The organism is Amycolatopsis sp. NPDC049868 (assembly GCF_044461365.1).
Classification (GTDB): domain Bacteria; phylum Actinomycetota; class Actinomycetes; order Mycobacteriales; family Pseudonocardiaceae; genus Amycolatopsis.
In genome coordinates this window covers 97759-112391 of the sequence record NZ_JBITKV010000005.1, presented here as the reverse complement: position 1 = coordinate 112391, position 14633 = coordinate 97759, and the positions used below count along the sequence as shown (strand labels likewise).

Below are 14633 nucleotides of genomic sequence, written 5' to 3'. Positions count from 1 at the left end.
CTGACACGGGTGGTGTCAGCGCCGTGTCAGCCCGATGTCAGGCGCCGCGGGGAGAGTGGCCGTCACAACCGACCACCACGAAAGGCGACGTCATGACCCAGACGGTTCCCGTCCCGCAGGGCCTCCCGATGGAACGCGACGCGGGTCCCTTCGACCCGCCCCGTGAGATCACCCGGCTGCGCGAGGCCCGCCCGGTGAGTCCCATGGTCTTCCCCGACGGTCACGAGGGCTGGCTCGTCACCGGCTACGACGAGGTCCGGCAGATGATGGCCGACACCCGGTTCAGCTCGCGCCAGGACATCGGCATCCTGCACGTGCCGTACGAGACGGGGATGCCCGCCCAGACCGAACCCTCGCCGCCGATGCCGGGCATGTTCGTCGCCATGGACCCGCCGGATCACGGCCGGCTGCGGAAGCGGCTCACCGGCGCCTTCACCGTGAAGCGGATGAAGCAGCTCGAAGAGCACATCGTCGAGATCACCGAGCGGCAGCTGGACGCGATGGCGAATCTGGTCCCGCCGATCGATCTGGTCAAGGAGTTCGCGCTGCCGGTGCCGTCGCTGGTGATCTGCGAACTGCTCGGCGTCCCCTACGAGGACCGGGAGAGCTTCCAGGCCAACTCCGCGCAGCTCATGGTCAGGGACCAGACGCTGGAGGAGAAGATGGCCGCGTTCATCGGGATGAACACGTTCCTCACCGAACTGGTCACCCGCAAACGCGAGACGCCCGGCGACGACATCCTGTCCGACCTCGGCCGCCACGAAGACCTCACCATCGAAGAGCTGGCGGGTGCCGCCTTCCTGCTGCTGCTGGCGGGACACGAGACCACCGCGAACATGCTGGCGCTGGGCACCTTCGCCCTCCTTGAGCACCCTGACCAGCTGGCTGAACTGCGTGCCGACCCGGCGCTGCTCCCCGGCGCCGTCGAAGAGCTGCTTCGCTACCTGTCCGTCGCCGACATCTTCTTCCGTTACGCCACGGAGGACCTGGAGCTCGGCGGCGAAACGATCCGCGCGGGGTCGACGGTCGTCGTCTCGCTGCTGGCCGCCAACCGTGATCCGCGGCGGTTCGAGCACCCCGACGCCTTGGACCTGCACCGCAACGCCCGCGGCCTGCTGTCCTTCGGGCACGGCATCCACCAGTGCCTCGGCCAGCAGCTGGCGCGGATCGAGATGCGCGCGGGTTTCGAGGGACTGCTGCGCCGATTCCCGGCACTCGCGCTCGCCGTCCCGGCCGGCGAGGTCAAACTCAAGACCGACATGAACATCTACGGCGTCCACGAGCTTCCGGTCACCTGGACGGAATAGCGCCTGAGGATCTTCAGCTCGGTCATGGTCGGTTCCTCCGTCAGTTCTTGGGCCGGGCGAGGGTTTGGCTGAGCGTCAACGCGGTGAGCGCGACGGCGAATCCGGCGAGCTGCCAGCCGGTGAGGGTCTGGCCGAGCACCAGGAATCCCGCCGCGGTGGCGACCAGGGGGTTGGTCAGCGTCAGCAGGGAGACCGACGCCGGGGCGAGCCGGTCGATACCGCGGAACCACAGCGGGTAGGCCAGCGCGGTGGTGACGATGCCGATGTAGCCGTAGCCGATCAGGTTCGCCGTCGTCAGCGAGCTCGGGAGGCCTTCGAACAGGAGCGTCGCCGGGGCGAGGACGATACCGCCGAGGGTCAGCTGCCAGCCGGTCATCGCCAGCGGATGCCCGGGGCGGCCCCATTTCTTGGTCAGGATCAGGGAAACGGCCATGAGCCCGACGGCGACGAGCATGGCGGCCAGACCGAGCGGGTCGAGGCGGGCTTCCGAGGAAAGGGTCAGCAGGGCGACCCCGCCGGCGCCGGCGATCGCGGCGAGCAGGATCGGCGCCGGTGTCCGGACGCGGAGCATCGGGAGCGCGAGCAGCGCCACCAGCAGGGGTTGCAGGGCACCCAGGGTCGCGGCGACCCCGCCGGGGAGGCGGTACGCGGCGAAGAAGATCAACGGCAGGAAGGCGCCGAAATTGAGCATCCCGAGCACCGTCGTCTTCCACCACCACGACCCGTGCGGGAGCCGCCGGGTCAGTGCCAGCAGGAGCAGTCCGGCCGGAAGCGCCCGCAGCGCGGCGGCCAGCAACGGCCGATCCGGGGCAACAGGGTCGCGGTGACCACGTAGACGGTGCCCCAGCTGGCCGGGGCCAGCGCGGCGAGCCCGGCGTCACGGAGCGTCGGTTTCGCGGCCGCCGGTTCCACCGGGACGACGGGCCGCTCGGCGATGATCGCCATGATGTCTCCTCACTGATAATCTCAACGTTGAGATAACACCAGCGACTTCTGTCAATGTCAAGTCTCTTAATGTTGAGACGATTGGAGGATGTCATGGCCGACGCGGTGGACGCGGTGATCGCGCTTTGGCGACACGAGCGGCCGGACCTCGAGGACAAGCTCTGGCCCGCCGAGGTGATCGGGCGCGTTCAGCGGCTTTCCCGGATCCTCGACCGGAAGCTCAAGGAGTTCAACGCCAGGCACGACCTGGAGTCGTGGGAGTTCGACGTGCTCACCACGCTCCGCCGCTCCGGGGAAGCCGACGGCCTGACGCCCGGCGCGCTGCTCAAAGCCGCGATGGTCACGTCCGGGGCGATCACGAACCGCATCGACCGCATGGAGACCAAGGGCCTGGTCGAGCGGGTGCGCGACAGCGACGACCGCCGCTCGGTCAAGATCCGGTTGACCGGCAAGGGACGCCAGGTCGTGGACGAGGTCTTCGTACTCCACCTGGAGAACGAAGCCGACCTCCTGCCCGACCTGAAACCGGCACAGTGGGCCGAACTGATCGGCGGCCTGCGGCTGCTGCTCGAACACTTCGGTGACACGTCACTGGAGTGACCTCGGCGCGGGTGGCGGTGTCGCGTGACTGAATGGCCGACACGCGTGATCAGACGGACGCCACACGTGTCGTCCATCCAAGGAAATCTGCCCGTTCGGGTCAGATCCAGCCGAGCGGGGTGACCTCCGCCGCCGACGTCCACGGGCCGCGTCCGCCTGCTTCGGTGAGGGCGCGGAACCGCACATAACGCGCTCGGGTCGGCCAGAACCGCAGGGTCTTCCGGGCGGCGTCGTCGGCGAAGGTGCCCGTGGCGACGGGACTCCCCCAGGCCGACCCGTCCGTGCTCAGGTGGACTTCGTAGCCACCGACGCGCCCGTGGTCGGAACCGTCCTGGCGCGGCAAGTAGGCCAAGCCCGTCACGGTGCGGGCGGCACCCAGATCGAGCTGTAGTTCGTGGGGCAGCGGGTCTTCCCCACCGGACCACTTGGTGTGCCAGTGGGTGGCGGGATTCCCGTCGACGGCGTTCGCGGCGGCGCCGTTCTCCCCCACGGTCTCCTGGCTGTCGGCCGAGCGGACGGTGGCGGCGAGCGGCCCGGAGCCCATGACCGGGTCGCTGATGGTCTCGGCGCCCGTCTCGACATGACCAGCGAAGCGGCGAAGGAAGCCGTCCGGCCCCTGAACGGTTAGGTCGTACCAGCCGCCCATGCCGCCTTCGGTACTGAACCAGTCCTCGACCGTCGCGCCCTGGGCGACCGTGTACGTCCACGGCCCACCACCGCGGTTGCCGGTCCGCACGGTCAGCTCGCAAGCGGCGCCTGCGTTGGTCATCGTCAGGTACACGACACCGGAACCCGGCCGCAGCACGACCTCCGGATTCGGCTTGCCACCGGTGGTCGCGGTGATCCGGTTGCCCGCGAACCGGCGCAGGAAACCGTTGGGGCCGTGCGCGGTGAGGTCGTACGCGCCGGCCGGGGAACCGGCCTGCCAATAGTCGGAAAGCGTCGCGTTCCCGCCGAGGGTGTAGCGCCACGGACCGTCGGTCCGGTACGCGTTGGCGTACACGTAGAAGTGCGCGCCCGCCGTTCCGGTACTGGCGAAGTCGATCCAGAATCGCTCGGCCGTCACCCGTCCTGAAGCCGTCAGCTGATAGGGCAATGGGCGCGCGGTCCGCACCCCGGTCTCCGAAACGGGAAGCTTCTGCACGGACGGCGGCTGCGGCTGGGTGTTCCACGGCCCGCTCGTCGGCACCGGTTTGGTCAGCGCCGGGTAGGTCGCGCTCGGCGACGTGGTGTCCAGCGCCGAAGTCAGGTCACCGCAGACGGCGCGCCGCCACGGCGAGATGTTCGGCTCGGCGACGCCGCTCCACTGTTCGAGGAAGCGCAGCACGGAAGTGTGGTCGAAGACCTCCGAACACACCTTGCCGCCCCGGCTCCACGGCGAGATCACGAACATGGGCACCCGTACGCCCAGCCCGATCGGCTCACCGGAGACGAATTCGTCGGTCGTGGCGACGGAACTCTTGCCTTCGCCGTCGGAGGCCGGAGGCGCGGGCGGCGGCATGTGGTCGAAGAAGCCGCCGTCCTCGTCGTAGGTCAGCAGGAACAGCGTCTTGTTCCACACCTCGGGTTTGGACGCGATCGTGTCGAGGATCGACTTCACCAGATCGGCCCCGGTGTTCGGGCCCCACGCGGGATGTTCGGTCTGGGATTCCGGCGCGACGATCCACGACACCGACGGCAGCCTGCCGGCGTCGACATCGCCCTTGAAGGCACTCGACAATTGCTTCGGCGCGACCCGGGCCAGCCCGCGGTCGTACAAGGCGCGTTCGGACGCGGTCAGCGTCGCCACGCCCGCCGCCAGTCCGTCGAGCAGCCGGGTTCGCTCGGCGGCCGAAGCCGAATCCAGGGCGTAGTAGAAGTACTCCAGCTTCGGGAAGGCTTTGCCCGCGGAGTCCTTCACCTTCGACAGCGCCTTGGTGCCGACGGCGAGGAAGCTGCTGAAATAGTCCAGCGAGTTGTCGCCGTAATTGTCCCATTCCTGATAGACGCGCCAGCTCCGGCCCGCGGTCTGGAGACGCTCGGCGTAGGTTTTCCAGGTGTAGCCGGTGTGCCCGGGGTTCTGCCACGCGTCGTTGCCGATCGCCCGGGTCGTGCCGTCCGGTTCGTAGCCGAGTTTGCCGGTGAACAGGTACATCCGATTCGGGTTCGTGGGCCCCATTTCCGAGCAGTGGTAGGCATCGCAGATGGTGAACGCGTCGGCCAGCTCGTGGTAGAACCGCAGCGCCGAACGGGTGTGATAGGTCAGCGACCGGACGCCCTTGGCCGCGCGCCACGCGTCGTGACGGCCCTTGTTCCACGCCCGGTGCCCGCCGGACCAGCTGTGGTCGACGTCGGCCATGAACTGATCGTCGATCGCGTACGGGAGCAGGGTGCCCGTACCGTCGGGTTGCTGGAAGACCGACGCTCCGGACGGTAGCTTGATCGCGGCCGGATCGTTGAAACCCCGTACGCCGCGCAACGTCCCGAGATAGTGGTCGAACGACCGGTTCTCCTGCATGAACACCACGACGTGCTCGATGACGTCGAGTCCGCCCGTCGGCGCTTCGGCGGCGAGTGCCTGCCGGACGCTCGCCGGGAGCAAGGTGAAGGCGGAAGCCGCACCAGCGGCCTTCAGCAGGGTACGACGGCGCACGAAGCCCTCCAGGAATTGCGTTGAACCCGTTCGATCCATGTTCGAAACTGCACCTTTGCCGCGTCTATCGAGCAGATAGAAACATAGGCGCCTGATCGGTTCAAGGGTTCGGCCCGCGGGCTGCATGATCGGAGCAAGATGACGCGACTTTCGGAGGGTCACGACCCTCGTGAGCGCTCATAACCGTCCTCACCACTCACGAGGCGGAAACCGTGGTGGGGGCCGCCCCCCTTGAGCGTCCCCCACCCGGTTCACCCGGCCGGAATCCGGCCGGACGTCAGCTCCCGTCGTCGTCCGGCCGCCCGGACAAGGCCGCCAGCGAAAGCACCATGACGACCGGCCAGATCACGGCCACCAGCGCGGCACCGCCGAAGGTGATCGCCGTGACCGAGGCCGCCGTCGCGATCAGCCCACCGACGGGTGACACGTAACAAAGGCCCAACGGGCCCAAGAAGAGTGCCCACAGCAACGCGGCCTTCGCCGATTTGGCGGGCGGACGGGGAACCGGATACCGCCCAGGGCCGACGACCTCGTGGTCGTCACCCTGATACCACCCGCCGGACATCAGCGGCGGGTGCGGCGCGAACAACGCCGGTCTTCGGCCGAACGCCTTGGGCGTCCGCGGGTTCTGCTCGACCGGCACGTGGCGGTGATCCTTCGGCCGTCCCATGACACTTTCCGCACTGCGCATGACACCCTCCCCCGTCGCCGGCCCGAGACCTGGTGAAGTCACCCCGTGCCTGGCACAATTACCGGTCGCGGTTCGAAACTTCCGGGTCGTTCTGCCCACTGACCATGCTGACGAGTCGGGGGAGTGGCTGATGCGTCAAATGGAACACAGCACCGATCCGGTTCCCGGGGAACCGGAGGGCCAGGATGACCGGTACCTCCGCGGCTGAAAACGGGAGTCTGGGGACCTGGCGGCGGCTGACAGCGGCGGAACAGTCCGCTCTCCGGCGCGCCGGCCACCTGAAAGTGTGGCGACCCGGCCAGATTCTCGCCCTCCAGGGCAGTCCGCCCACCAGCATGTTCGTCGTCCTGCACGGCTGGGTGAAGATCAGCGCCACCAACTATCGCGGCGAGGACGCCCCGCTCGCCGCCCGTGGTCCCGCGGAAATCGTGGGCGAGCTGGCCCCGATCAGCGGACTCCCCCGTTCCGCCACGATGTCGGCGATCGACGAGGTGCACACCCTCGTCGTGCCGAGGGACAAATTCCTCGGCGTATTACGCGACCAACCGCGTATCGCCGAGGAGATCTTCCGTACCGCGGCGATCCGGCTACAGCAATCCGACCGGCTGCGGCTCGAATCCGGCGGCCCGGATTTCCCGCAACGCCTCGCCGCCGTTCTCCTGGAACTGGCCCTGCAGCACGCCGTCGACTGGACGGCCGGGAAACAGATCGATCTCCGTTTCAACCAAGGGGAATTGGCGGGCTTCGCGCGGGTCTCGCGCAGCACCTTGATCCGGGGCCTCGACGAACTCCGGCGACTGGGGGTGGTACGCACCGCACGCCAGCGCGTCACCATCACCAGCCCTCGCGCACTGCGGGAATTGGCGGCCGGACGGCCACCACCGGCCGTCGAGGCCTGATCCGGCGGGAAATCTCGGCTATCCTTGTCGAGGTTCAACTCTCGCAACCGTTTCACGGCGTGGAGGGAATCGGCACGATGAGTTCTTTCTCGGCAGACACGGAACCGGACATCGAATCGGCGTTGCTCGATCTCGACGCGGTCTCCTTCACCGCGTTACGAGAGCTGGACGGCGAAGCCTTCCGCCATTCGGCGCGTCAGGTCGTCGAACGCACCACCCTCGTCCGCGCACGCTACAGAAGCGGAACCGAAGGCGCCGGAGGCGGCGAACGGATCGACTGATGCCGCCATCATCTGGGTCGCGTCCCGCGTTCCACCGGTTGTCATGGCGGGACTTCGACGCGCTCGCGCGCCTCGACGGCGACGAGGACATGGCTCGACGGCTACGACGGGCTGAACGAAGCCGTCGCAAACTGTTGATTCACGCATTGCTGACCGAGGCCGCGAAGGCACCAGATCATTCGGGTCCGTTGCCGCCGCTGGATTCCGCCTGGGAACTCCTCGCCCGTGCCGAAGCACGAGCACCCAGGGCGGTGAACAGGATGCTCACCAATCCGTATACTGGCAGCTGGGCAGGCTATACGACCCGCTTGCTCCGCAACGGAATCGACGGCGTAGGTCCTTTGTGGATGCATCTGGGGCACGCGCACGCGATCGCGGCGGCCGCGGCGATCCGGGCGGAGCTGGACTTCGAGACCGCCATCCCGGCGTGGCACGGCAACGCCATACTCCCTTCCCTCGGGATGGCCGGATTTCCGGACACCGAAACGTTTTCCTCGGTCGTCGTGCGGGGCGTGAACGGCCGGTACTCGGTGTCGAACGCCGCCACGACGGTTCACCTGCCGGACGCACCCGACTCCGACGCCGCGGGCTGGCGGGGAATCCGGCGGGTGCGAAGTCAGGTCGGTGCGCACCGGTTCTCGTTGTGGCTCGACGACCTCGATCCCTACCGTGGACTCTACGAACCGATCCCGCCGGAACGGCTGCCGGGCGAGGATCTGGCGGATTGGCAACGGCTGATCGACGAGGCGTGCCGCCTGGTCGCCACCCAGCTGCCCGGCTTGGCCCGCATCATGCCGGTGGGATTGGCGTCCTTGGTTCCGAAACCCCAGGTGCTCTTCCGGAATCCGAGCGCGTCGACCGGGGAGGCGTTCGGCAGTGCGGTCGTCGGACTGCCCGCCGACGGCGCGTCGCTCGCCGAAACGCTGATCCACGAATTCCAGCACATCGTGCTCGGCGGTCTGCTGCACCTCGTCGAGTTGTACGAGCCGGACCCCCGAGAACGGATCTATGTGGCCTGGCGGGATGATCCACGCCCCCTCAGTGGCGCTCTGCAAGGGGTCTACGCCTTCTTCGGCGTCACCGCCTTCTGGCGTGCCTTGGCCAGGGCCGGGACGAATCCCCGGCGCTCAAGCTTCGAATTCGCCTACTGGCGTGAGCAGACGTGGCACACGCTGCAAGTGCTGCGCGCGGACTCGACCCTGACCGATGCCGGCCGACGCTTTCTCGACGGCGTCGCCGAACGCCTCGGGCCGTGGCAGAGTGAGCCCGTACCGGCGGAGGCGGGCGAGCTGGCCGCCTCCGCCCGCCACGATCATCTCGCGGGATGGCGCACCCGGCACCTGCGTCCGGACCCGTCCGTCGTCGCCGAACTGGCGGCGGCGTGGCTCATGGGAAAAGCGAGACCTCCCGCGAGTCTCGACGCGACAAGCCTTCCCCCGACGCCGATACCGGACGGAGGCTGGTCCCAGGCCAGAACGGACCTCATCCGGCTCTCCCTCGGCGGCGCGGGGCGACCCCTGACGGTACCCGGCGCCACCGAAGCTGATTTCGCTTACACCGCAGGCGATCATCTCGAAGCCGTGGAGGGCTACCGTCGGGAACTCGCCGCGGATCCGGACCGGCCGAACTCCTTGGTCGGGCTGGGCCTCGCGCTCTCCGCCCGAGGCCTCCACCCTGCCGCCCGTGCCCTGCTGCACTGTCCCGAGCTGGTCCGCGCGGTACATCGGCCCTTGCGCTCCGGCCCCCGGCCGCCGACCGTGGAGGAGATCGCCTCCTGGATCGGGCAACTCGTGCCGGGTTGAGTCACATCAGGATCGGGTCGATGTCGCAGTTGGCACGGGCGCCTCGACCGGCCGCCTGCGTTCCGGGATGGGCCTCGCCCAGGATCCGACGGTACCGCGCCAGGATCGGGTCGCGGAACGGTGCGGCCTCCTCCGCCCGGCCGAGCGTGGCCAGGTCCAATCCGAGGTTGAAGGATGCCGCCAGGACCGTGGGATGCTCCTCGCCGAGCACCTGCGTGCCGCGCTCGATCGCGTCTCGCCCCAACTCGACCACCCGGTCGAGTTCACCCACTGCCGCCAGGTCACTCGCCAGGTTGATCGCGGCGATGATGGCATAGGGATGGTCCGGGCCGATGGTGGCACGGAACTGCTCGAGGGCACGCTCGTCGAGGACCCGCGCGGCGGCGGGGTCACCCATCAGTCGCAAGGTCACGGCGAGGTCGACGTTGGCCGCGAGGGTGTGCGGATGGTACTCGCCGAGACCACTCCGGTACCGCTCGAAGGTCTCCTCACCGAGCTTCTTCGCCGCGGCCAGATCGCCCGAGTGACGAAGATCGATCGAATGAGCCAGTGCGGCGGCCATCGTCGTGCCGTGGTCATCACCATAGGCGAGCCGGAACCGCTTGAGGACCTCCGTGGACACGCTGAGCGCCCCCGGGTGGTCGCCGTCCTTCCTCCTCGCCACCGCGAGCAGGAGCGAGTTACCCGCCGAGTCCAGCTGGTCCGCGCCGAAGCGGGCGATGAAGTTCTCCGTGAGCCTCTCCTGCTGAATCCGGGCTTGGCCGTATTCGCCCGCCTCGCGCAGGTCCACGTTCCTCGCGCTGTTGGCGCTGAAGGTGCGGACGTGATCGCGGCCGAGGACCTCGATCCGCCGCCGGAGAGTGTCCTGATCCAGTTCCAAGGCCTCCCGGTAGGCGCCGGCCAACCGCAGGCTGATCGCGTGCTGATACGCGGCGTAGAGCGTCTCCGGGTCGTCGTCACCGAACATCCGCTTGGCCTTGTGCAGGATCTCTTCGCTCAGTTTGGTCGCTCCCGCGAAATCGCCCTGCGCCCGGAGGTCGATCGTGATGTTCCGCTGAAGCGCGAAGGTCTCCTCGTTCTCTTCAGTGGATATCTGCAAACGCAGTGCGAGAGTGCGCTGGTTGAGTTCCGCGGCTTCGGTGTACCGGCCGATCGCCCACAGATAGAGCCCGAGCCTCGACGAGACTTCGAGGGTCTGCGGATGGGTGGGGCCGAGGACGTCGGTGAAGCGCTTGCGCGCTTCGAGGCCGAGCCGCGCCGCCTCCTCGTGATCCCCGTACTCGAACAGGTAGCGCATCAGGTTGATGTAGAGCTGACGCGGCCAGTCGTCGTCGCAGTCCAGGACGTTCGCCGCGTAGGCGTGCGGCAGCAGTTCGCGGTAGCGCGACCAGTGCCTGCTGGATTCGGGGTCGTTGGGGTCCAGCGCGGCGAGCAGCTGGTGGGCACCATGCTGCATGCGCGCGTGCACCTGCCGGGCCATGACCCGGTTGCGCAGCACCAGCTGCACCAGCCGGTGCAGCTGGAGGGTGTTGTTCCCGTGGTCGATCTTGGCGAGGCCATAACGGTTGATGTCCCGGATGGCGCGCGCCAGCTTGATCGGGTCACGGAGTGCCGCGTCGAGCTCGGGCGAGATCGACACCCGGTTGACCCCGGTGAGCAGGTCACGCGAGATCGGTTCCGGGGAGAAGAAAGCGCAAATGTGCAGGATCTGGTGAGCCGCCGGGTTGCGGGTCTTCAGTTCCTCGAACGAGACGTTCCAAGCGGCGGCGACGGACACCTCGTTGTCGGGTGCAGAAGCGGTATCGAGGATTTCCTCGACAGACTCGTCGAACAGGCGCAGATACTCCTGCACCGGCATCCCGGTCACCGCACGCCAGGCCGCCGCCTGTTCGACGGCCAAGGGCAGATCGCCGAGCTTCTCGGCGAGTTCGTCGGCGTCGGCCGGGTCGATCTCCGGACCGCGGCGGCCGAGCAGCTCGACGCTTTCCTCACGTTTGAACACCGCGAGTTCGAGCGGGCGCGCGATCCCCGCCCAGTCGGAGTTGCGCGAGGTGATCAGGATTTCACCGGGACCGTTGCGCGGGAAGAACGGCAGCACGGTCTCCGGGCTCTCCGCGGCGTCGAAGACCAGAAGCCAGCGGCGGAACGGCCGCCCGGTCCGGAGCGCCTCGATGACCGCGGGGACCGCGACACTGGCCTCGGCCGCGCCTTGAAGGCCCAGGACACTGGCGAGTTCGGTGAGACCGGCGCGGATCTGGGTGGTGTGCGCGGCGTCGATCCACCAGACGAGGTCGTAATCCTGAAGATGCCGGTAGATGTACTCCGCGGCCATCTGGGTCTTGCCGATACCACCGAGACCGTGCAGCGCCGAAGGAAGCACGGCGGTGGTACCACTGCTCAACCGCTTCGTGAGCTGGTCGAGCAATTCGTCGCGACCGGTGAAGTTGGGGTTCCGCGGAGGGACGTTGCCGAAGATCAGTGGCGGGTCGTCGGGCTGACGGGTGGGGAAGTTCCGGGAGGTCTCCGACGCCGACGGGTGCACGATCCGGGTCGTCGGCTCGTTCGCTTCGGGCTCACTGAGATAAGACGAGCGCCCCTGTGTCACAGGTGTCGAGGCAGGTGGACGTTCGGCCGTCTCACGCATCATTGAGCTCACAGTCTTCTGTTCAGATCGGTGTACTTGGAGGACTTGGTTTGCCGCCGCGTTCCGCAGCCGGTCCGCCCTGGACAGGTACGGCCCGGAAAGGGCGCGCATGAGCGCGGTTTCCAGCTCCACATCGGCCGGGGACTCGCGGGTGAGGTCTGGGTCCGGTGTGTTGTTCGGGTCGGCGATGGCGTCTCGGAGGTGGCCGATCAACCGGATCCGGTCACCGAAATGGGTGGCGGCCACTCGGACGACATTGGCCGTTTCCGACCGCCGCGCGCCGCTGAGCAGCAATTCCCGGACTGCCTCGGGAAAAGCGAAGACCCCGTCTGTGTCCCAAGTGGACTCGCCCTCCCTGAGTGCGGGAGCGTACATCATCCCCGAAAGCAAAAGCTCGAGGAGGTGTTCCGGGCCCGCTTCCGGCACGAATCGTTGTCCCACCAGCTTCGCCACGTCGAGACGGACCGGTACCGCCGCGAGTAACTGTGCCAAGCGTAGCGCTGGCGGCGACGCAACACTGCGGAATCGCTGTACTCGTTCGGCGGGTGACAAAGTTACTGACGGGTCATCGAAATCGGACTGGGAAATCCGTTCCGTGGCGAGTACGACGGTTCCTTCTACGGTGTCGTCGTTTTCGCCGGTCATCAGTCCGGCCCACCAGCCCAGCGACCTCGGCCGCAGTTCGAGGACCGGCACCGGGACGAGATGGGCGGGCACTTTCGAGCCGGGTTCGAGCCAGGCGTCCGCGAGCTCGCATTTCCATCGGACGTTGGGCGCCATCGCGTTCGGCACTCTCAACCGGGCCTTGTGCGGGCTCATACCGCACCGGCCCCACAGCCATTGCGGGAGCAGGTGCACGATGCTCACCGGCATCTTCCTGCCCCACCGCGCCAGCATCGGGTACAGCGCGTCCTTCTTCTGCCAGGCGTCACCCACACCGTCGGTCAGCAGCAACACCACGCGCCGTCCCGACGAATCCACGATCTCGTCCGGGTCTCGCGCGGGCGCGCCGGGCGTGCCACCACGAAGAACGAGATCCTCTTCAGTGTCTTTCGCGGTTTCCAACAGGCGGACCTGGATGGTACGGAAAGCACCCACTTGCCGGAGTAATTCGACAAACGCCGACACCCTGGGGCGCCACAAGGCCATTGACGGACCGTTGTCGAGGACGAGCGTCAGGTCGAGCCAGCGCTCTTTTCTCGATCGGGTGACCGGCCACCACCGTCCGGTCTCCGCGACCCGGACGGCGGTCGCCACTTCGTCCAGGACCACGTTGTTGTGTCGCCGCGAGGCCATCTCTCGTTTCAGTGTTCTCAGCGCACGGAAGTACTCCAGCGATTCGAGGAGTACCACGCCACCCGGCCCGGCGCCGTCCACCGCGGGTTCCGGCAGCTCACCGGGAACGGCCTCGATCGCGACGACCTGGTCGTCGTCTTCCACCGCCGCCGGGGCGTCGATGAGCCGGGACAGCCCCGGTTCGGGAAGTTCCGGGATTTCCCCGCGTTCGGCGGGCGCGTTACGGATCCGCACGTCCTCGGGCGTCCGCTCGGGCTCCTCGGCCGGGGCCGGGCCGCCATCGGCCCGCCGCGGCGAGATGGCCGCGGCCAGCCACACGATGTCGGCGACGTCGGTCCAGTTCAGGTCCTCGAATCCGAACCGCCTGCCCCCTTGCGGAAAACCGGTGTCCCGCCGGTCCGCCGCCGGGGCGGAACGCGAGTCGGACACACCGCCCGGCCGGTCCATGTCACCGCACCGTCAGTCGTTGCCACAGAGCGTCCACCAGCCTCGGCCATGCCTCCTGATCCGGCTGGTACGCACCCGACGTCGCGAGATAGACGGCGTCGAGCAGCCTGTCGGTGGGAAGCCCGCCTTCCGCCTTGCTCCGTTCGGCGAATTCCCGGATGAGCCTGTCCCGGTGTTCGCCGTTCTCGCCGACCAGATGAGCGGCCACGATCGCCGCGAGCTGCTCCTCGTCCGGATTCTCGATCCGCAACTGCAGGCAGCGGCGCAGGAAGGCGGGCGGGAATTCCCGCTCCCCGTTGCTGCTCATGATGACGATCGGGAAGGCGTGGCAGGCGATCCGGCCGTCGCGGACCACGGCGGTGCGCTGCGGGTCGGCGGTGTGCACGGTGACTTCCGGATGCCGGTTGCGCACGCGGGCCAATTCCTCGATGGTGAATTCGCCGTCCTCGAAGATCGACAGCAGATCGTTCGGCAGATCCGCCTCGGATTTGTCGAGTTCGTCGATCAGCAGGACACGCGGCAGCCTGCTGGGGAGAAAGGCGGTGCCCAGCGGGCCGAGCCGGACGAAATCGCCGATCGGTGGCTCTTCCGCCTCGCCGCCACGCTGGGCCTGACTGGTCGCGGCCGCTTGGACCCGGCCGATCGCGTCGTAGCCGTACAGCCCGGAACTCAGCGCGGTGTGACTGGTGATCGCCCAGCGCAGCACCCTGCCCAGCCCCAGTTCCCTGGCGATCCGGTACGCGAGGCTCGACTTCCCCGTTCCCGGGTTCCCCGTGACCAGCAACGGACGCCGCAGGTACAGGGCGGCGTTGACCATGTTCAGTTCGCCGGCGTCGGCGTCCTGCTCCGAAAGCGTGAACGCGGTACCGAGACGACGTTCCGCCTCGCCGTCGTCCGGCGGCGGTACGTCGTTCTCCGGTGGCGGGTCACCGCGATACGAACGCCACGGCGGCGGCGCGGGCAGCAGCTGCGCGAGGTCGATGTCGTGAATCGGCATACCGGTACCCCGGTAGATCCACCAATCGGGTGTGTCGAGCCGAGGAGTCCGGCCGTCCAGGGCCGCGTCCTGATCGTTCCCGCTCATCCGCG

At 68.0% G+C, this 14633-nt stretch carries 11 protein-coding genes; 5 read left to right on the top strand and 6 right to left on the bottom strand.

The genetic code is table 11. From position 1 onward, the window contains the following. Positions 1–92: 92 nt before the first annotated feature. Positions 93–1307 carry a cytochrome P450 gene (locus ACIBTM_RS22370; protein ID WP_395879004.1) on the top strand — a complete coding sequence of 405 codons (1215 nt, stop codon included), beginning with the start codon at positions 93–95 and terminating at the stop codon, positions 1305–1307. A gap of 40 nt (positions 1308–1347) precedes the next feature. Here ACIBTM_RS22370 and ACIBTM_RS22365 read toward each other — a convergent pair whose 3' ends face one another. Both ACIBTM_RS22365 and ACIBTM_RS22360 read right to left on the bottom strand, forming a co-directional pair. After that, a complete protein-coding gene (locus tag ACIBTM_RS22365; protein WP_395879003.1) occupies positions 1348–2103 on the bottom strand; it encodes an EamA family transporter in 756 nt (251 codons plus the stop codon). Further along, the gene (locus ACIBTM_RS22360) at positions 2049–2252 is read right to left on the bottom strand and encodes a hypothetical protein (protein WP_395879002.1); all 204 of its coding nucleotides are present in this window, start codon (positions 2250–2252) and stop codon (positions 2049–2051) included. The genes ACIBTM_RS22365 and ACIBTM_RS22360 overlap by 55 nt, the downstream gene beginning before the upstream one ends. A gap of 93 nt (positions 2253–2345) precedes the next feature. Between ACIBTM_RS22360 and ACIBTM_RS22355 the strand changes: the two genes are divergently transcribed. Next, positions 2346–2852 (top strand): MarR family winged helix-turn-helix transcriptional regulator, encoded by a 507-nt coding sequence (locus tag ACIBTM_RS22355; RefSeq protein ID WP_395879001.1) that lies wholly within the window; start codon positions 2346–2348, stop codon positions 2850–2852. Positions 2853–2952: 100 nt separating this feature from the next. On the opposite strand, the gene ACIBTM_RS22350 is transcribed toward ACIBTM_RS22355, so the two are convergent. After that, a complete protein-coding gene (locus ACIBTM_RS22350) occupies positions 2953–5484 on the bottom strand; it encodes a phosphocholine-specific phospholipase C (protein ID WP_395879000.1) in 2532 nt (843 codons plus the stop codon). Positions 5485–5761: 277 nt separating this feature from the next. Next, positions 5762–6175, bottom strand: a complete 414-nt coding sequence (locus tag ACIBTM_RS22345) for a hypothetical protein (protein ID WP_395878999.1) — start codon at positions 6173–6175, stop codon at positions 5762–5764. Positions 6176–6360: 185 nt separating this feature from the next. Here ACIBTM_RS22345 and ACIBTM_RS22340 point away from each other — a divergent pair, with 185 nt between their 5' ends. The 3 genes from ACIBTM_RS22340 (at position 6361) to ACIBTM_RS22330 (ending at position 9157) form a co-directional block, all read left to right on the top strand. Then, a complete protein-coding gene (locus ACIBTM_RS22340; RefSeq protein WP_395878998.1) occupies positions 6361–7074 on the top strand; it encodes a Crp/Fnr family transcriptional regulator in 714 nt (237 codons plus the stop codon). Between the two features lie 77 nt (positions 7075–7151). Beyond that, positions 7152–7355: a hypothetical protein gene (locus tag ACIBTM_RS22335; RefSeq protein ID WP_395878997.1), complete on the top strand. Its 204-nt coding sequence runs from the start codon at positions 7152–7154 to the stop codon at positions 7353–7355. Further along, positions 7355–9157 (top strand): aKG-HExxH-type peptide beta-hydroxylase, encoded by a 1803-nt coding sequence (locus ACIBTM_RS22330; RefSeq protein ID WP_395878996.1) that lies wholly within the window; start codon positions 7355–7357, stop codon positions 9155–9157. The genes ACIBTM_RS22335 and ACIBTM_RS22330 overlap by 1 nt, the downstream gene beginning before the upstream one ends. 1 nt (position 9158) lies before the next feature. Here the strand turns inward: ACIBTM_RS22330 and fxsT are convergent, their stop codons facing one another. Further along, positions 9159–13544: an FxSxx-COOH system tetratricopeptide repeat protein gene (gene fxsT, locus ACIBTM_RS22325; protein ID WP_395878995.1), complete on the bottom strand. Its 4386-nt coding sequence runs from the start codon at positions 13542–13544 to the stop codon at positions 9159–9161. Between the two features lies 1 nt (position 13545). Then, complete coding sequence (locus tag ACIBTM_RS22320) at positions 13546–14628, bottom strand: AAA family ATPase (RefSeq protein WP_395878994.1); 1083 nt, start codon at positions 14626–14628, stop codon at positions 13546–13548. Positions 14629–14633 lie beyond the last annotated feature (5 nt).

Bases quoted from the DNA above. Each gene is read 5' to 3' on its own strand.
- ACIBTM_RS22370 (WP_395879004.1), top strand. From the start codon at position 93: ATGACCCAGACGGTTCCCGTCCCGCAGGGCCTCCCGATGGAACGCGAC.
- ACIBTM_RS22360 (WP_395879002.1), bottom strand. From the start codon at position 2,252: ATGGCGATCATCGCCGAGCGGCCCGTCGTCCCGGTGGAACCGGCGGCC.
- ACIBTM_RS22355 (WP_395879001.1), top strand. From the start codon at position 2,346: ATGGCCGACGCGGTGGACGCGGTGATCGCGCTTTGGCGACACGAGCGG.
- ACIBTM_RS22345 (WP_395878999.1), bottom strand. From the start codon at position 6,175: ATGCGCAGTGCGGAAAGTGTCATGGGACGGCCGAAGGATCACCGCCAC.
- ACIBTM_RS22340 (WP_395878998.1), top strand. From the start codon at position 6,361: ATGACCGGTACCTCCGCGGCTGAAAACGGGAGTCTGGGGACCTGGCGG.
- ACIBTM_RS22335 (WP_395878997.1), top strand. From the start codon at position 7,152: ATGAGTTCTTTCTCGGCAGACACGGAACCGGACATCGAATCGGCGTTG.
- ACIBTM_RS22330 (WP_395878996.1), top strand. From the start codon at position 7,355: ATGCCGCCATCATCTGGGTCGCGTCCCGCGTTCCACCGGTTGTCATGG.
- fxsT (WP_395878995.1), bottom strand. From the start codon at position 13,544: ATGGACCGGCCGGGCGGTGTGTCCGACTCGCGTTCCGCCCCGGCGGCG.
- ACIBTM_RS22320 (WP_395878994.1), bottom strand. From the start codon at position 14,628: ATGAGCGGGAACGATCAGGACGCGGCCCTGGACGGCCGGACTCCTCGG.